The sequence below is a fragment of the Chryseobacterium lineare genome (genome assembly GCF_977014045.1).
Genome location: NZ_CDRNIQ010000001.1, coordinates 4017189 through 4033942 on the forward strand (window position 1 = coordinate 4017189; position 16754 = coordinate 4033942).

Here is a 16754-nt window from a genome sequence, read left to right on the forward strand (position 1 = left end):
TGTGTTTGTTTTTATGAGGTATTTAACTTTGACAAAGTTTAATTTTTTAGATAATATTTACTTCTCTTTCCAACTCAATTCCGAATTTATCTTTCACAGAATCAATTATTTGTGTTGAAAAATCAAAAATTTCCTGTCCTGTAGCTTTTCCGGTTGCGTTTATAATCACTAAGGCCTGTAATGTATGAGAAGCTACATTTCCGATTTGCTTTCCTTTCCAGCCACATTGTTCAATCAGCCAGCCGGCCGGAACTTTTACAAAATCTCCATTCGCATATCCAGGAATATTTTCAAATTTTTGCTGCAGTTCTTCAAACTGAGTTAAAATGATGGTGGGATTTTTAAAAAAGCTCCCTGCGTTTCCGATTTCTTTCGGATCCGGTAATTTGCTTTTTCTGATGTTGATGACAGCTTTGGAAACATCCTGAATGGTTGGGTTTTCTATACCTAAATTTTCCAGTTCAGATTTAATGGCACCATATTCTGTTTTGATTTTGTGGTCTTTTCTTGTCAATTTAAAGGTAACCTCCAGAATTACATATTTCCCTTTTCCTTCCTGCTTAAAAACAGAATCCCTGTATCCGAATCTGCATTGTTCCAGATTGAAAGTTTCCAGCTGAAGGTTTTCCAGATTAAGAACAGTACAGCTTACAAAAGAATCTTTTATTTCCGTTCCGTAGGCTCCGATATTCTGCATGGGCGATGTTCCTACATTTCCGGGAATTAAAGAAAGATTTTCCAGTCCGCCATAATTTTTATTCAGGCAAAATATCACAAATTCGTGCCAGTTTTCCCCTGCCTTTGCGGTAACCAATACTTCATTGTCATTGATGAAATCTTCATGAATACCTTTGAGATTAAGCTGAATTGCCAGTCCGTCGAAATTTCTTGTCAGTAAAATATTGCTTCCTCCGCCCAGAAAAAGTAATGGTAAAGTGCCTGTCTTTGAATAGTTCAGTGCTTCGATTAATTCTTCTGCAGAATGGACATCTGTGAAGTATCTGGACTTTGCATCAACACCGAATGTGTTATATGGTTTTAATGAAAAATTTTCTTGCATTTGTATTGTTTAAACAAATTCTTACATCTAATTTAAAATAAAATATCAGCAATAAAAGTATGGAAGAAAAATTTCAATCCAAAAATTTATTGCTGACAGATTATCCTTTTTTCAGCTTAAAGACTGAATTCTATTTTGTATTGTTGAAGCGCATCCTTCAGTATTGCGGCACTTCTTTTCAGATCTTCTTCTTTCAAAACGTATGCGATTCTTACCTGCTTTTTGCCAAGTTCAGGGTCGCTGTAGAATCCTCCTGCAGGCGCTACCATAATTGTTTCATTCTGGTTTGAATATTTTTCAAGCAACCATTGTGCGAATTTCTCTGTATCATCTACAGGAAGCTCTGCAACACAGTAGAATGCGCCTTTCGGTTTCGGGCAGATTACTCCAGGGATAGCGTTTAAAGCATCAACCAATACATTTCTTCTGTGGGTATATTCTTCCCTTACGGCTCTGATGTACGCCTGATCGTCCTGATGAGCAGCAGTTGCCGCGATTTGTCCTAAAAGAACCGGGCTTAACCTTGCCTGTGCAAAAAGCATAGCCGCATCATGGATTTTTTTAGAACGGGTAATCATACATCCGATTCTTACACCACACATTGAGTAACGTTTTGATTCTGAGTCTATAATAATACAGTTTTCTGCAAGTTCAGGAAAAGCCAGCATGGAAATCTGCTGTTTTCCGTCGTACACATATTCTCTGTAAACCTCATCTGAAATAACGACAATGTCATATTTCAAAGCAATTTCTGCCAGTTTCTGAAGCTCTTCACGTGTATATAGGTATCCTGTTGGATTTCCGGGATTACAGATGACGATGGCTCTTGTTTTTTCGGTAATTTTTTTCTCAAATTCTTCAATCGGAGGAAGGGCAAAACCGGTATCTATCGTTGAAGGAACAGCAACAACATTTACATTAAAAGTGCTTGTGAAACCGTTATAATTAGCATAGTAAGGTTCAGGAATGATTACTTCATCACCGTCATCGCACAACGTGGAAATTGCAAAATTTAAAGCTTCTGAACCTCCATTGGTAACGATGAAATTATCTGTAGTAAGATCATTAAAGCCCAATGAATGGTAATAATCTGTTAGTGCTTTCCTGTAGTCTAAATTACCTTCAGAAAGGGCATATTCCAATACTTTCAGATCGATATTCTTTAAAGCATTAAGAGCCGTTTCCGGTGTTTCGATATCGGGCTGCCCGATGTTCAGGTGATATACTTTTATTCCTTTCTGTTTAGCTTTAAGGGCAAAAGGAACCAGTTTTCTTACCGGCGAAGGCGGCATGCGTAGCGCTCTGTTTGAAATATTCGGCATTGTTCAAAAAATTTGTATGGCAAAAATAAGATTTAATTTCCAATATTAAAATTAAGGATTGGAAAGAAGAGCTTTTATAATCATAAATTTATATCATTTAAATTTTGTTAATTTGAAAAATTATTAAAACTGAAAAAATGCAGATACAGTCCGTTTCATTAGAAGATTATATTTCTAAAATTCCCGAGGAAAGACAGGAAATTTTCAAGAAGCTTTTTGATACGATTAATGATAATTTACCGGAAGGATTTTCTCAGGGCAGCAGTTACGGAATGATCGGCTGGGGAGTTCCGCTCGAAACCTATCCTGCCGGTTATCACTGTGCACCAGGCACGCCGCTGCCTTTTATAAGTATTGCTTCACAGAAGAATTTTATTGCTTTTTATCATATGGGAATGTATGCAAAACCAGAATTACTGAATTGGTTTGTAGAAGAATTTCCCCAATATTCCAAAAGAAAGCTTGACATGGGAAAATCTTGTGTACGCTTCAAGAAAATGGATGATATTCCTCTTGAATTATTGGCTGAAGTATGTAAAAAAATGACCGTACAGGATTGGATTGATTGTTATGAAGAAAATTTTAAAAAGTAAATACATATTTACAATTTTTGCAGTTTTATTTATTTTAAATAGTATTCTATGCTGTAGAAGTTCAAATGTTTCGGGATTGAAAAACGGTGATTTATTGTTTGTTACTGCTAAAAATACAGGGCTTTCAGGAGCGATCAATAACGTTACACAAAAACAGGAAAATACTTCTTTCGATCATATCGGAATTTTAGAAAATGATGGGAGGGAGTTTTATGTTTTACACGCTGCTCCGAAAGGAGGTTCTCAGAAACAACAGCTGAAAGATTTTATGAAAGATCAGGCTGATGACGGACAAAGAGTTGTTGTGTACCGTTTAAAATCTCAATATCAGAATGCTATTCCTTCAGCCATTGAAAAGGCAAATTCTATGCTGGGGAAACCTTATAATTTTAATTATATATTGGATGAAAACGCTTATTACTGCTCAGATTTTATTGAAAGAGCTTTTAGAGATAATCATATTTTTACCCTTGAACCCATGACTTTCATCGATCCCAAAACGGGAAAAACCAATACATTCTGGGAAGATTTTTACCAAAAGAAAAATCTGAATGTGCCGGAAGGTGAACCTGGCTGTAATCCAAATGGTCTCGCAGCTTCTGATAAACTTGAAAGAATAAAGGAATTAAAATAAACTTATTAATTAATGTATTATAGCGGAGTCGAAAGAGTCCGTTTTTTTATTTTAATTAAAATTATTATCCTACTAATTTGGTAGACTAATATTTTTTTATATTTTTGCTTAAGCTTTAATACAAAAAAGAATAATGAACATTAGTTTTTAATCCAAAAGAATTTGTTATGATAACACCTAATCCGAAACTGCAGGTTTTTAGCCATACAATGAATCTGCCTAAAAGAGAATTGATCCTGGAAGTCGAACTGAATGGTAAAATGAAGTTTGAACAGCTGATGAATACGATATACAATCAGTTCGGGATCTGTCACAGGGTGTTGTCTGCGAATGTGGAATATGTGAACGGAAGAAGCTTCGGGTCTGTTCAGCTGTATATTAATGTAAATTCAGATGATTTCGACAAGCTCGAATTCTATCTGAATAAAAATAAACTTCTGAGTACTACAGTAGAATATGTCTGCAGAAAATACTCATAAGATAGGTTCATATAGTTTTAATTACGAAAAAGCGTTCGGTGAAAATCGAACGCTTTTATTATTATTAAGATAAAATCTTTTCTATATTAAATTCTTTCAATATCGGCACCAATTGCTCTCAGTCTTCCATCGATATTTTCGTATCCTCTGTCGATTTGCTCAATATTGTGGATAATTGATTTTCCTTCTGCGGAAAGTGCAGCAATAAGAAGTGCATTTCCTGCCCTGATATCCGGAGAAACCATCGTTGTTCCTCTGAGCGGAGCTTCTTGATTAAGTCCAATAACTGTAGCTCTGTGCGGATCACAAAGAATAATCTGAGCACCCATATCGATCAGTTTATCGACAAAGAACAATCTTGATTCAAACATTTTCTGATGAACCAAAAGACTTCCTTTGGCCTGTGTAGCCACTACCAGGATAATGGAAAGTAAATCCGGCGTGAATCCCGGCCATGGAGCATCGGAAATCGTAAGAATGGATCCGTCAATAAATTTTTGGATTTTATAATTTTCCTGAGCAGGAATGAAAATGTCATCATTGCTTTGCTCCAGCTGTATTCCAAGTTTTCTGAATGTATTCGGGATCACGCCAAGCTGATTCCAGTTTACATTTTTAATGGTAATTTCAGATTTCGTCATCGCAGCAAGTCCGATCCATGAACCGATTTCCACCATATCCGGAAGCATGGTGTGTTCGGTGCCGTGAAGATATTCAACGCCTTCGATGGTCAATAAATTGGAGCCGATTCCAGAAATATTGGCACCCATTCTATTCAGCATCTTACATAGCTGCTGAAGATAAGGTTCGCAGGCGGCGTTATAAATTCTTGTTTTGCCTTTTGCTAAAGCAGCAGCCATTACGATGTTGGCCGTTCCTGTTACGGAAGCTTCCTCCAAAAGGATAAATTTTCCGTTAAGCTCTTTCGCTTTTAATGAATAAAAATATTCTTCCTCATCATAATGAAATTCGGCGCCAAGTTCCACAAGTCCTTGAAAGTGAGTGTCTAATCTTCTTCTTCCGATTTTGTCACCTCCGGGAGTCGGCATGTATGCTTCGCCATATCTTGCCAGCATGGGCCCCATCAGCATGATTGAACCTCTTAGTTTTGCGCCGTCTTTTTTAAACTCGCTGGATTTTATATAATCAAAATTTACCTGATCTGCTTTGAAAGTATAATCTCCGTGTCCGTTTTTGGTAACCTTTACTCCGAAGTCGCCCAAAATTTCAATTAATCGATTAACGTCATGAATATCGGGAATATTTTTAATCCTTACTTCCTCATCAGTTAATAAAACGGCACAAAGAATCTGTAGAGCTTCATTTTTTGCTCCTTGTGGAGTGATTTCACCTTGCAGTCTCTTTCCTCCTCTTATCTGAAATGTTCCACTCATGTCTACTTTCTGTTTTTATGATTGTTGTTGTTATTGTGTCTTCTTTTATTATTGGATTGATTTCGGTTATTATTAGATTGATTTCGGTTGTTATTGTTGTTGTTTCGGTTGTTGTTATTGCTGGTGTAATAGATTTTGCTTTTTTCCAGCGTATCTATCCCGGTAAGATCCAGCCTGTTTTCCGAAAGTTCTTTCAGGTGACGGAAAATTACGTCATCCGTTACGTGTTCTTTATTATATACGTTGTAAGATTTCTTCATATTATTGGCAATTACCTCGATCAGGGCTTCTTTCTCGTCGCCTTGCTCCAGTTCTATTGCTTTTTCTATTAATTGAAGAATACTTTTCCCGTAAAATTTAAAATCTCCCTGAAGTTTTGGGTATTCCATTCTTTTGGGTTTCTCTGCCAGCTCTTCTCTGGTCGGGAAAGGATATGGTGAATCTACATCAAGATCATAATCGGCAAGAATGAACAAGTGATCCCAAAGTTTATGCTTGTAATTTTCTTCGTCGCGAAGCTGCGGGTTTCTCTGCCCCATAAAATCAATGATGGCCATTGCCATTTCGCTTCTTTCCTCTTTTCCGGGAAGCTCTTTGCAACGTTCAACCAATTGTTGTATGATTCTGCCATATTCAGGCAAATGAAGCTGATTTTTTTGGGTGTTGTATTCCATAATATGCAAATATATGGAATAATGGAAAATTTGCACTGAAAATCTTTAAAGTTTATGATTTTTTAATGATGTTCTGCATTATGTTTTACCATGATTTACTATTAAAAATGAAAAATATATCACGATCAGTAGATAATATTTTAATAAAAGTGTAATTTAGGTAATACTTTAATAATTAAAATTTTACATATGAAAAAAATACACTTTCTACTTTCATTACTGGCTTTGGGTCTGGTAGGCTCATGTCAGGATAATGATGAAATGATCAATGAAACCCAGAAAAATTCAGAAGCTCATAACAAAATAGTGAATATTACCAATCACGATGGGCGTCCTTTCAGCACAGGAGCTTCTCCTTACGCAAAATTTGTTGCAGGTCCAGGGGGGAGTGTTCTTATGCAGGGATTTTACTGGGATGTTCCAGACGGAGGCAATTGGTGGAATACGGTAAAAGGAAAATTAACCGACTGGTCAAATGCCGGAATTGGTGCCGTTTGGCTTCCGCCTGCCTCAAAAGCACAGAACGGAGCTTATTCAATGGGGTATGATCCTACCGACTATTATGATTTCGGAAATTATAATCAAAACGGAAGCATTGAAACACGCTTTGGTTCCAGGGCGGAACTTGAAGCACTCATTACAAAAGCCCACACTGAAAATATGCAGGTGTATGCAGATATTGTCATTAATCACAACAGTGGCGGACAGTCAGAGTACAATCCGTATGTAGGTTCCAATACCTGGACGAATTTTTCAGGAGTTGCTTCGGGAAAATTTCCTAGAAGCTATAATGATTTTTATAAAAATGCTTACGGAAATAATGATGAAGGCGCTTTCGGAGGATTTCCCGATTTGTGTCACGCTAATCCTTATGTACAGGACTGGCTTTGGGGGAGAGATGATTCTGTGGCAAAATATTATAAGAATGTGATGAAATTTGACGGTTGGAGATTTGATTATGTTAAAGGCTTCGGACCTTGGGTTGTGAATACCTGGAATGCCAATGTCGGCGGGTTTTCCGTGGGAGAACTCTGGGATTCCAACGTCAATACGCTGGAATGGTGGGCTAATAATGCTAATAGTTCCGTTTTCGATTTTGCAGCCTATTACAAAATGGATGAAGCATTTGATAATGGAAATCTCAATGTTCTGAATGATGATATGATGTGGAAAAGAAATCCTTACAAAGCCGTAACTTTTGTGGCGAATCACGATACGGATATTATCTACAACAAAATGCTGGCCTATGCTTATATTTTAACTCATGAAGGATATCCTACAATTTTTTACAGGGATTATGAAGAATGGCTGAACAAAGAAAGACTCAACAATCTCATCTGGATTCACAATAATAAAGCCACAGGGACGACCTCGATTCTTTATACCGACAACGATGAATACATTGCAAGAAGAAACGGCTACAATGGAAATCCGGGCTTGGTTGTTTATATCAACAATTCTTCAAGCTGGCAGGAGCGATGGATTCAGACCAATTGGACAAGTCAGCAGATCAAAGATTTTACAGGAAGTTCGAGCTGGTATCCGACTACACAGTCTGATAAATGGGTGAAAATTCAATGTGCACCCAATTCTTATTCCGTATGGTCTTTAAATCAATAATCGCAATAAATGAAAGACTGCTTCTGTCAGAGGCAGTCTTTCTAAATTGAATAATGTTAAACCTGAATGAATTTTGCTCTTTGGTGGGGAGTAGGCAGATAGCACTTTTGATTGGCAAGTTTCATCCTGTTTTTTGAAACGATATCATATAATTTATCGCTTAAAAAAGAAGGAATAATTTTACCTAATGATGAAAATTTATAAATCCCACCCAACAGATTAGCAATTTTTAAAATAGCTTTAGATTTTTCCAGATAATATTTTCCGGGCTTCCAGAGATACATCGTATTGAAGACTTTGGTATTTAGACCTCTTTCAGATAAAAATTTCTGTCCAAAATCAGATTGCAGTGAAGCAAACATAAACGCATCCTTTTTATCTCTTTCGAGGATCCATTGTACCCAAAAATTGCATACACCACACTCACCGTCGAAAAATACAATATGTTTACTTTGCCAGTTTTCTTTCATGATGTTAAGATTAATACGACATTTTCCTTTCCGTTTCTGTTTTCTCTCTTTTGAAATAATCTGTAAGGATTTTTCTTTGCTCGTCACTTAATTTTGCATTTTGATGTCCTACAAAATAAGATTCAAGTGGCATTTCTCTTTTTTCGATCATTTCTATACATTCCTTCAATTTATGTGCTTGATCCTTTGGTTGATACATTGCAAAAGTGGAAAAATTAAGTTCCTTTCTTCCTTCATCAATATGATTTTTCATCATCCATGAAAAGGGAGCGACATTAGAATACCAGGGATATTTTGTTTCAGTGGAATGACAGTCATAGCATGAAGTTTTTATGATTCCGGCAATTTCAGGCGGAGTGTTTTTTATTTTTAAAAAATCCATACCGGGAGTTGGTTCCGGATTTGTTTTGTCAATCGGAAAAAACTGAATGATAATAAAAGCTACCAGGATAACAGTCAATACCTTTTTCATATTTTCAATGTTTGGTCTAATATAATAAAAATACTGCAATTTTTATAATATGATTCAGATCATATATTTGAATAGTTCTAAATAGCGATTTAGTTTTAGCTTGGAATTCAATCTATTGCATAAAATTATTAATTTAATAATGTTTTTAAGATATAAAAATTTAAGAATCGATCACTTTACTTGTTTATTGTTTTTAACTATCATAAAAATATTTTCAATAGATTGTATTTATAAATAAGCTAATGTAAGTTTGCTAAATATTAAATTAACTGAAATCAACATAAAAATTAAACTACAATGGAAAAAGATTCTAATGACATCAGTAAATGTCCATTTCATAACGGAACGATGAAAAAAGAAAACGTTGCCGGTGGCGGAACAAAAAATACAGATTGGTGGCCCGATCAGCTGAGAGTAGATATTCTTCGCCAGCATTCATCTCTGTCAAATCCTATGGATAAGGATTTTGACTACGCCGAAGAATTTAAAAGCCTCGATCTTGAAGAAGTAAAAAAAGATCTTCATGCTTTGATGACAGATTCTCAGGATTGGTGGCCCGCTGATTTTGGACACTATGGGCCACTTTTTATCCGTATGGCTTGGCACAGTGCAGGAACGTATCGTGTAGGTGACGGAAGAGGTGGAGCCGGAGCCGGGCAACAACGTTTTGCGCCGTTGAACAGCTGGCCGGACAATGTCAGTCTGGATAAAGCGAGAAGGCTTCTCTGGCCAATCAAACAAAAATATGGAAAGAAAATTTCCTGGGCAGATTTAATGATTCTTACCGGAAATGTAGCCCTGGAATCTATGGGTTTCAAAACTTTTGGGTTTGCCGGCGGTCGTGAAGATGTCTGGGAACCGGATATGGATGTGTACTGGGGATCTGAAAAAACATGGCTGGGTGGCGATCTTCGGTATGCTCACGGATCTGATGGTGTAGTGGAAGGCCGTGGCGTTTTGCCTACCGATGACGATGCAGATGGAGATATTCATACAAGAAATCTCGAAAAACCTCTGGCAGCTGTACAAATGGGATTGATTTATGTAAATCCTGAAGGCCCTGACGGAAATCCTGACCCTATTTTGGCAGCAAAAGATATTCGTGATACTTTCGGAAGAATGGCCATGAATGATGAAGAAACGGTTGCGCTTATCGCCGGAGGGCATACATTCGGAAAAACGCACGGTGCAGGACCTGCAGATAATGTGGGAAAAGAACCGGAAGCAGCAGGAATTGAAGCTCAGGGATTTGGCTGGAACAGTACTTACAAGTCAGGAAAAGGTCCGGACGCTATTTCTAGCGGATTGGAAGTTACATGGACGGAAACGCCGACTGAATGGAGTAATTATTTCTTTAAAAATCTCTTTGAAAACGAATGGGAACTTACCAAGAGTCCTGCTGGTGCCCATCAATGGGTGGCTAAAAGCGGAGCAGAAATCATTCCTGATGCATTTGATCCCAATAAAAAACACAGGCCGACAATGCTTACAACCGATTTGTCGTTAAGATTTGATCCTGAATACGAAAAAATTTCAAGAAGATTTTACGAAAACCCTGAAGCGTTCGCAGATGCTTTTGCACGAGCATGGTTCAAACTTACCCACAGGGATATGGGACCAAAAGCGCGTTATCTAGGGCCGGATGTACCTTATGAAGAACTGATCTGGCAAGACCCGATTCCTGAAGTAGATCATGTTTTGATTAATAATTCTGATATTGAAGCCTTAAAATCAAAAATTCTTGATTCCGGATTGAGTATTTCTGAACTGGCGTCTACTGCCTGGGCTTCCGCATCAACATTCAGAGGAAGTGATAAGCGAGGTGGGGTGAATGGAGCGAGAATCCGTCTGGCTCCTCAGAAAGACTGGGAAGTGAATAATCCAGCTCAGCTGCAAAAAGTTTTAAGTGTTTTAGAAAATATTCAGAAAGGATTTAATGAAAATCAGACAGCTGGAAAAAAAGTTTCATTGGCTGACCTTATCGTCCTTGCCGGGACAGCGGCAGTCGAAAAAGCTGCTAAAGATGCAGGATACAGTGTTATTGTCCCTTTTTCTCCCGGAAGAATGGATGCTTCACAGGAGCAGACGGATGTGGAATCTATGAAATACCTTGAGCCTGCGGCTGACGGATTTAGAAATTATCTGAAAAAGAAATTTTCTGTCTCTACGGAATCTTTATTGATTGATAAAGCTCAGCTTTTAACGCTTACGTCTCCTGAACTTACCGTTCTCGTAGGAGGAATGAGGGCTTTAAATGCGAATTTTGACGGTTCACAACATGGGATTTTCACACAAAGACCGGGAGTTCTTACCAATGATTTCTTTGTTAATCTTTTGGATATGAGTACACAGTGGAAAGCTGCTTCGGACGATAATGAGTTGTATGAAGGAACGGACCTTAAAACCGAAGAAAAGAAATGGACAGCTACGCGGGCGGATCTTGTTTTCGGTTCCAATTCTGAATTAAGAGCTATTGCTGAGGTATATGCAAGTTCTGATGCTCAGGAGAAATTTATTAATGATTTTATTTCCGCCTGGGTGAAAGTAATGAATCTGGATAGGTTTGATTTAAAGTAACTTAAATTAAAACTCTTGATAAAATAAGCACTGACTTTTTAAGAACTTAGAATAGCAGTTTTGTAAGCACAAAAATCCATACTGCAATAATGTAGTATGGATTTTTTATTTACTAATTTTAATATATGTACTAAAAAAATAATATTTGATATCAAAATTATCTAAATAATATCTATTATTATAATAGTTAATTGTTATTGGTATTTTACTAAATGACATATGATTTAGTAACAATTTACCGTTAAATATCTTTATTATTGTTAAATATTATTTTTAATGAAAATACCCAAAAGCATTAATGCCTTTAGAAGGTCATTAATGAGAAAGCTGACTGAGAATATTGGCAAGTCCGGTTTTGAGAAAGTTAAAAAAGAAGATGTTAAAATAAAAAAAATTTTAATATCAAGACCAAATCATCGACTGGGTAATTTGCTTCTTCTCAGTCCGCTGGTGCAGGAAGTGAGCAATACGTTTCCTGACAGTAAAATCGATCTCTTCGTTAAAGGACAGATTACTCCACTAATATATAAAAATTATAAAAATATTGACAAAATTATTCAGCTTCCCAAAAAGCCATTTAGTAATATTTTTAAATATTTATCAGGTTGGGTATCACTTCGTTCAAGAAAGTATGATCTGGTGATCAATGCGAATTTTGGCTCATCATCAGGCAGAATATCAACGTACTTTGCCCGATCAAAATACAAATTATTCGGTGAATATGATGAAAAATATTTGCAACAAATTAATGATTACCGGCACTCTGCCAAACATCCTATTTATAATTTAAGACAATATTTGTCACAGTTGGGAGTTCCGGATGAAAATGAACTGCCCTTCATGGATCTCAAGCTGGATGCCGAAGAGATTCAAAGTGGAAAGAAAAATCTACTTTCCATAGTACAGAATGAGAAGCCGGTAATATGTCTGTTTACTAATGCTACCGGAGACAAATGCTACTCCGAGGAATGGTGGCATGATTTCTATAGCAGTTTAAAACAAACGTTTCCTGATCATCATATTGTGGAGCTCTTGCCTGTTGAAAATATTTCTAAATTAAACTTTACAATACCTCATTTCTATAGTACGGATATCAGGGAAATGGGAGCTTTTATAGCGAATACCCAATTGTTTATTGCGGCAGATAATGGGGTAATGCACTTAGCCAGCGCCAGTGGAGTACCCACGGTAGGCTTGTTTTCGGTCACTGATGAAAATATTTACGGGCCCTATAATTCAAAAAGCTTCTCTGTGAATACAGGACAGATGACAACCGAAAATATAATGGATTTACTGCGTAAAACTTTAGAATAATAAAATTAATGATATGAAATTGATCTTTGCTGAAGGCTTATCTCTCTATAAAAATGATATTTTATCAATAATAAAAAAATTTAAAAATGAAGGAACGTTAATTGGTAACGGTTCGCGAAATGTGATTAAAGTATTTAAATTAAAAGGGATAGATCTCAATTTTAAATTATTTAAACAACATAATATTATTAACAGGCACGTCTACAAATTTTACCGGAAGTCTAAAGCACAGCGTTCATTTGAATATGCGCATATGCTTATCCGGAAAAATTACCGGACTCCGAAACCGGTTGCCTACATCGAAAATCATGATTTTATCGGATTGACAACTAGTTATTATATCAGTGAACAGCTGGCTGAATCCTGGACATTTGATCACATTCTTGGAGATCATGCTTTTCCTGACCGTGAAGAAATTATAAAAGAGTACACATCGCTAATGTATCGCCTGCATAATGATGGAATTTTATTTCTGGATAATTCCCCTAACAATTTTTTAATTCGAAAGGAAGATAATACCTATTCGATTTACATGGTAGATTTAAATCGAATGAGTTTCTACGATTCGATTAATTTGAACAAAAGACTGGCCAACTTTGCAAGAATCACTAATGACCCCCAGGTTATAAAAATTATTGCTGAACAATATTCTTATTTATATGGGACCTCAGAAGATCTTTGCCTAAAAAAAATTACCCAATACACCCATAGACAGCTTGTTAAACGTAAAGTAAAGAAGGTGTTGAAATTCTATAAGTATTTAAACTTAAAGCGAATCTTTTTGAATCGAGGCTATGTATTGTTCTATGCGCACTGTTTATTTCAAATTAGTGATGGATTGCTATAAATAAAAAAAGGAAAAATGATTATCATTTTTCCTTTTTTGTAGACCCACAGGGATTCGAACCCCAGATGACTGAACCAAAATCAGTAGTGTTACCGCTACACCATGGGTCTGTATTTCTATGTCGCGAAATTATATAAATTATTTTAAAAATAAAAATGAAATGTGAATATTAATACGGCACAAAGACTTATTTGCTGTTTATTTATTGATATTCAAAGAATTATTTTTTTGAAAACAGATATGCCGGTGAATGTATTTGTTCATGTATTCTAAAACCTGACAAATCTGTAAATCAGATTGATGTTAAATAAAACTGTATCTTTGCAAAAAATTGGGCTCCAAAAGTTGGAGAAACCCATTAATAACTTGTCCTGAGATTCATCAAAGGATTATTAAACATTTTTTATGTCAAATATTGTCGCAATTGTTGGGCGCCCCAACGTAGGAAAATCCACGCTATTTAATCGTTTATTGGAAAGAAGAGAGGCTATTGTAGACTCCACCGCTGGCGTTACCAGAGACCGTCACTATGGAAAATCCGACTGGAATGGTGTAGATTTTACGGTAATTGATACAGGAGGATACGATGTCGGAACTGATGATATCTTTGAAGAAGAAATCCGTAAGCAGGTACAGCTGGCAGTCGACGAAGCCACTTCGATTATCTTTATGATGAATGTAGAAGAAGGTCTTACCGACACGGATTACGAAATTTACAGACTTTTAAGAAGATCAAATAAACCTATTTATATTGTTATCAATAAAGTAGATTCTGCAAAGGAAGAGCTTCCTGCAACGGAATTTTATCAGTTGGGAATCGATAAATATTATACGCTGTCTTCTGCAACAGGTTCCGGAACGGGGGATTTACTGGATGATATCGTCAGAGATTTTCCGACTACAGAATATAAAGATCCTTTTGAAGGCTTGCCGAAAATTACGATTGCAGGCCGCCCAAATGTAGGGAAATCTACGCTTACAAACGCTTTGCTTGATGTGGAAAGAAATATAGTGACAGATATTGCAGGAACCACAAGAGACAGTATTCAGACGCTTTATAATAAGTTTGGACACGAATTTGTGCTGGTAGATACAGCAGGGATGAGAAGGAAATCAAAGGTTTCTGAAGATCTTGAATTCTATTCTGTTATGCGTTCGATCCGTTCGATTGAATATTCTGACGTAGTGATCATCATGGTAGATGCCACCCAGGGCTGGGAATCTCAGGATATGAATATCTTTGGTCTGGCTCAGAAAAACAGAAAAGGAATCGTTATTTTGGTGAATAAATGGGATCTTATTGAAGATAAGCAAACCAATACCATGCGTGATTTTGAAAAGCATATCAAGGATAAGATCGGTCAGTTTAACGATATTCCGATTTTGTTTATTTCAGCGCTCACTAAACAGAGAATTTTAAAGGCTGTTGAAGTTGCCATGCAGGTATATGAAGATCGCAAGAAAAAAATTAAGACTTCGAAATTAAATGAAGTAATGCTTCCGATTTTTGAAGGAACTCCTCCGCCGGCAAACAAAGGAAAATACATCAAGATCAAATACTGTGTACAGCTTCCTACGCCGTCACCACAGTTTGTTTTCTTCTGCAATCTTCCGCAGTATGTAAAAGAACCGTACAAAAGATTTACTGAAAACCAGCTGAGAAAAGAATTCGGGTTTACCGGGGTTCCGATTGAAGTGTATTTCAGACAAAAATAAATTACCATCCCTTTTAGATCTTTCTAAGAGGGATTTTATTCTCAATTAATTTTTATATTTTAGATAAAAGCTTCACAACAATGAATACAGTTGTATTATCAGAACAGTTTTCTTTGGTTAATTCATGGATCAACGAACTCAGAAATGTTGATATCCAAAACGACAGAATGCGATTCCGAAGGAATATGGAAAGAATCGGTGAGATTGCAGCCTTTGAAATCAGCAAAGGTTTAGAACAGAAAGAAATTGAAATTCAGACCCCATTAGATAAGATAAAGGTGAAGGAAATTGCTGTTCAGCCGATTATTACAACGATTCTGAGGGCGGGAGTTCCTTTGTTTCAGGGGATTTTAAATTATTTCGACAAAGCAGACTGCGGATTTGTGGCAGCGTACAGAAAACACGATGCCAATGATTATTTCTCGATCAAACAGGATTATCTTACATGTCCTGATATTGAAGGAAGACCTTTGATTATCGGGGATCCTATGCTGGCAACAGGTGCGTCTTTAATTGAAGCCATTAAAGATTTATTAACCAACGGAAAACCAAGTCAGCTTCATATTGTGGCAGCAATTGCTTCAAAACAGGGTGTTGAAACGATTGAGAAAGCTTATCCTGAAGCAAAAATATGGGTAGGAGCAATTGATGAACAATTAACTTCAAAAGGTTATATCACTCCTGGCCTGGGAGATGCCGGAGATTTGAGCTACGGAGAAAAACTGCAGCGATAATTTTTAAAGTTTAATTATTATTGAATTAAAAAAAGTTAGGCTGTATTTTCGATACAGCCTGTTTTACATATCGACAGCCATCACCAGAATACTTACAGTATTGTTTCCTGCCTTCAGGATTTCCCATGCGATGGTTGCTAAAGTATTTCCCGTGGTAAAAACATCATCAACGAGTAAGATGTGTTTTCCGGAGATTTCTTTTGTGATCGAAAATGTATTTTCAGTTTCCAGCCGATGTTCCTTATCTTTGAGTGCCTGAGCTTTTGAATAATGATTTCTTCTGATCAGATCGTGATCAAACGGAATGTTATAAAATTCCGAAAGTTTCTCTGTAAAAATATGCAGCTGATTGTAGCCTCTTTCTTTCATTTTTCTGGGATGAAGCGGCACTGAAACAAGTAAATCAGGCCTTTTATCTTTAAAATTCAATCGCTCTGAAGTCCATTGTGCGAGAACTTTTCCGGCCTTTTCCCTGCTTTTGTATTTTAATTCATGGATGATCTTTCTGCTGAGGTTTTCTTGTTCAAATTGCATTAGCCCAAAAGTATGCTCAACCGGAAAGAGTAGTCTGCATTTTTCTTTAATAAAATTATCGTCAAAATAATTGAAATGGGTAAAATCGATATGCTCGAAACAAAGCTCACAGACCAGAAGATCGGCATCAATAATGCGTTTGCAGCCCAGGCAGCGGTTCGGAAAGAAAATATCTAAAATCATTTGTGTGAATTTTTTGCTAATATACTAAGTTCTTCCAAGCAAAATATATAATTCTACCCGTTATTTGATGTTAATTTGGTAAACCGAAACTGGTTTAAGGTTTCTCGGCCCGAGACAGAAGAATCCAATGT

The 16754-nt window shown here is 36.6% G+C and carries 16 protein-coding genes and 1 tRNA gene; 9 read left to right on the forward strand and 8 right to left on the reverse strand.

Going from position 1 to position 16754, the window contains the following annotated elements:
• Positions 1 to 46 precede the first annotated feature (46 nt).
• Both murB and ACWNCI_RS18035 read right to left on the reverse strand, forming a co-directional pair.
• Positions 47 to 1066: a UDP-N-acetylmuramate dehydrogenase gene (gene murB / locus ACWNCI_RS18030; RefSeq protein ID WP_449389510.1), complete on the reverse strand. Its 1020-nt coding sequence runs from the start codon at positions 1064 to 1066 to the stop codon at positions 47 to 49.
• Positions 1067 to 1176: 110 nt separating this feature from the next.
• Complete coding sequence (locus tag ACWNCI_RS18035) at positions 1177 to 2382, reverse strand: pyridoxal phosphate-dependent aminotransferase (protein ID WP_449389342.1); 1206 nt, start codon at positions 2380 to 2382, stop codon at positions 1177 to 1179.
• Between the two features lie 137 nt (positions 2383 to 2519).
• Here ACWNCI_RS18035 and ACWNCI_RS18040 point away from each other — a divergent pair, with 137 nt between their 5' ends.
• The 3 genes from ACWNCI_RS18040 to ACWNCI_RS18050 all read left to right on the forward strand — a co-directional run bounded on the left by ACWNCI_RS18040 (position 2520) and on the right by ACWNCI_RS18050 (position 4088).
• Positions 2520 to 2975, forward strand: a complete 456-nt coding sequence (locus ACWNCI_RS18040; RefSeq protein ID WP_449389343.1) for a DUF1801 domain-containing protein — start codon at positions 2520 to 2522, stop codon at positions 2973 to 2975.
• A gap of 76 nt (positions 2976 to 3051) precedes the next feature.
• Entirely contained in the window at positions 3052 to 3609 is a 558-nt protein-coding gene (locus ACWNCI_RS18045) for a YiiX/YebB-like N1pC/P60 family cysteine hydrolase (RefSeq protein WP_449389344.1), read from the forward strand.
• A 167-nt stretch (positions 3610 to 3776) separates the two neighbouring features.
• Complete coding sequence (locus ACWNCI_RS18050; RefSeq protein ID WP_346986459.1) at positions 3777 to 4088, forward strand: NIL domain-containing protein; 312 nt, start codon at positions 3777 to 3779, stop codon at positions 4086 to 4088.
• 86 nt (positions 4089 to 4174) lie between these two features.
• On the opposite strand, the gene murA is transcribed toward ACWNCI_RS18050, so the two are convergent.
• Positions 4175 to 5482: a UDP-N-acetylglucosamine 1-carboxyvinyltransferase gene (gene murA / locus ACWNCI_RS18055; protein ID WP_346986458.1), complete on the reverse strand. Its 1308-nt coding sequence runs from the start codon at positions 5480 to 5482 to the stop codon at positions 4175 to 4177.
• 2 nt (positions 5483 to 5484) lie between these two features.
• The gene (locus tag ACWNCI_RS18060) at positions 5485 to 6156 is read right to left on the reverse strand and encodes a DUF4290 domain-containing protein (protein WP_346986457.1); all 672 of its coding nucleotides are present in this window, start codon (positions 6154 to 6156) and stop codon (positions 5485 to 5487) included.
• Between the two features lie 189 nt (positions 6157 to 6345).
• On the opposite strand from ACWNCI_RS18060, the gene ACWNCI_RS18065 reads away from it, so the two are divergent.
• A complete protein-coding gene (locus ACWNCI_RS18065; RefSeq protein WP_449389345.1) occupies positions 6346 to 7776 on the forward strand; it encodes an alpha-amylase in 1431 nt (476 codons plus the stop codon).
• Between the two features lie 56 nt (positions 7777 to 7832).
• On the opposite strand, the gene ACWNCI_RS18070 is transcribed toward ACWNCI_RS18065, so the two are convergent.
• Both ACWNCI_RS18070 and ACWNCI_RS18075 read right to left on the reverse strand, forming a co-directional pair.
• Positions 7833 to 8246, reverse strand: coding sequence for a thiol-disulfide oxidoreductase DCC family protein (locus ACWNCI_RS18070; protein ID WP_449389346.1), 414 nt, complete (start codon positions 8244 to 8246; stop codon positions 7833 to 7835).
• Positions 8247 to 8256: 10 nt separating this feature from the next.
• Positions 8257 to 8718, reverse strand: coding sequence for a heme-binding domain-containing protein (locus ACWNCI_RS18075; RefSeq protein ID WP_449389347.1), 462 nt, complete (start codon positions 8716 to 8718; stop codon positions 8257 to 8259).
• A 297-nt stretch (positions 8719 to 9015) separates the two neighbouring features.
• Here ACWNCI_RS18075 and katG point away from each other — a divergent pair, with 297 nt between their 5' ends.
• From katG to ACWNCI_RS18090, 3 genes are all read left to right on the forward strand, one after another.
• Positions 9016 to 11295: a catalase/peroxidase HPI gene (katG, locus tag ACWNCI_RS18080; protein ID WP_449389348.1), complete on the forward strand. Its 2280-nt coding sequence runs from the start codon at positions 9016 to 9018 to the stop codon at positions 11293 to 11295.
• A 276-nt stretch (positions 11296 to 11571) separates the two neighbouring features.
• Entirely contained in the window at positions 11572 to 12609 is a 1038-nt protein-coding gene (locus ACWNCI_RS18085; protein WP_449389349.1) for a glycosyltransferase family 9 protein, read from the forward strand.
• Between the two features lie 13 nt (positions 12610 to 12622).
• The gene (locus ACWNCI_RS18090) at positions 12623 to 13456 is read left to right on the forward strand and encodes a lipopolysaccharide kinase InaA family protein (RefSeq protein ID WP_449389350.1); all 834 of its coding nucleotides are present in this window, start codon (positions 12623 to 12625) and stop codon (positions 13454 to 13456) included.
• A gap of 39 nt (positions 13457 to 13495) precedes the next feature.
• Here ACWNCI_RS18090 and ACWNCI_RS18095 read toward each other — a convergent pair.
• Positions 13496 to 13566, reverse strand: a tRNA-Gln gene (locus ACWNCI_RS18095).
• Positions 13567 to 13861: 295 nt separating this feature from the next.
• Here ACWNCI_RS18095 and der point away from each other — a divergent pair.
• Complete coding sequence (der, locus tag ACWNCI_RS18100) at positions 13862 to 15172, forward strand: ribosome biogenesis GTPase Der (protein ID WP_346986445.1); 1311 nt, start codon at positions 13862 to 13864, stop codon at positions 15170 to 15172.
• Between the two features lie 80 nt (positions 15173 to 15252).
• A complete protein-coding gene (gene upp / locus ACWNCI_RS18105) occupies positions 15253 to 15906 on the forward strand; it encodes a uracil phosphoribosyltransferase (protein ID WP_449389351.1) in 654 nt (217 codons plus the stop codon).
• A 63-nt stretch (positions 15907 to 15969) separates the two neighbouring features.
• On the opposite strand, the gene ACWNCI_RS18110 is transcribed toward upp, so the two are convergent.
• Positions 15970 to 16623 (reverse strand): ComF family protein, encoded by a 654-nt coding sequence (locus ACWNCI_RS18110; protein ID WP_449389352.1) that lies wholly within the window; start codon positions 16621 to 16623, stop codon positions 15970 to 15972.
• Positions 16624 to 16754: the final 131 nt, after the last annotated feature.

What these genes read in the sequence shown, in the direction of transcription:
- ACWNCI_RS18035 (WP_449389342.1), bottom strand. Translation starts at nt 2,382, where the DNA reads ATGCCGAATATTTCAAACAGAGCGCTACGCATGCCGCCTTCGCCGGTA.
- ACWNCI_RS18040 (WP_449389343.1), top strand. Translation starts at nt 2,520, where the DNA reads ATGCAGATACAGTCCGTTTCATTAGAAGATTATATTTCTAAAATTCCC.
- ACWNCI_RS18050 (WP_346986459.1), top strand. Translation starts at nt 3,777, where the DNA reads ATGATAACACCTAATCCGAAACTGCAGGTTTTTAGCCATACAATGAAT.
- murA (WP_346986458.1), bottom strand. Translation starts at nt 5,482, where the DNA reads ATGAGTGGAACATTTCAGATAAGAGGAGGAAAGAGACTGCAAGGTGAA.
- ACWNCI_RS18060 (WP_346986457.1), bottom strand. Translation starts at nt 6,156, where the DNA reads ATGGAATACAACACCCAAAAAAATCAGCTTCATTTGCCTGAATATGGC.
- ACWNCI_RS18065 (WP_449389345.1), top strand. Translation starts at nt 6,346, where the DNA reads ATGAAAAAAATACACTTTCTACTTTCATTACTGGCTTTGGGTCTGGTA.
- ACWNCI_RS18070 (WP_449389346.1), bottom strand. Translation starts at nt 8,246, where the DNA reads ATGAAAGAAAACTGGCAAAGTAAACATATTGTATTTTTCGACGGTGAG.
- ACWNCI_RS18075 (WP_449389347.1), bottom strand. Translation starts at nt 8,718, where the DNA reads ATGAAAAAGGTATTGACTGTTATCCTGGTAGCTTTTATTATCATTCAG.
- katG (WP_449389348.1), top strand. Translation starts at nt 9,016, where the DNA reads ATGGAAAAAGATTCTAATGACATCAGTAAATGTCCATTTCATAACGGA.
- ACWNCI_RS18085 (WP_449389349.1), top strand. Translation starts at nt 11,572, where the DNA reads ATGAAAATACCCAAAAGCATTAATGCCTTTAGAAGGTCATTAATGAGA.
- ACWNCI_RS18090 (WP_449389350.1), top strand. Translation starts at nt 12,623, where the DNA reads ATGAAATTGATCTTTGCTGAAGGCTTATCTCTCTATAAAAATGATATT.
- der (WP_346986445.1), top strand. Translation starts at nt 13,862, where the DNA reads ATGTCAAATATTGTCGCAATTGTTGGGCGCCCCAACGTAGGAAAATCC.
- upp (WP_449389351.1), top strand. Translation starts at nt 15,253, where the DNA reads ATGAATACAGTTGTATTATCAGAACAGTTTTCTTTGGTTAATTCATGG.
- ACWNCI_RS18110 (WP_449389352.1), bottom strand. Translation starts at nt 16,623, where the DNA reads ATGATTTTAGATATTTTCTTTCCGAACCGCTGCCTGGGCTGCAAACGC.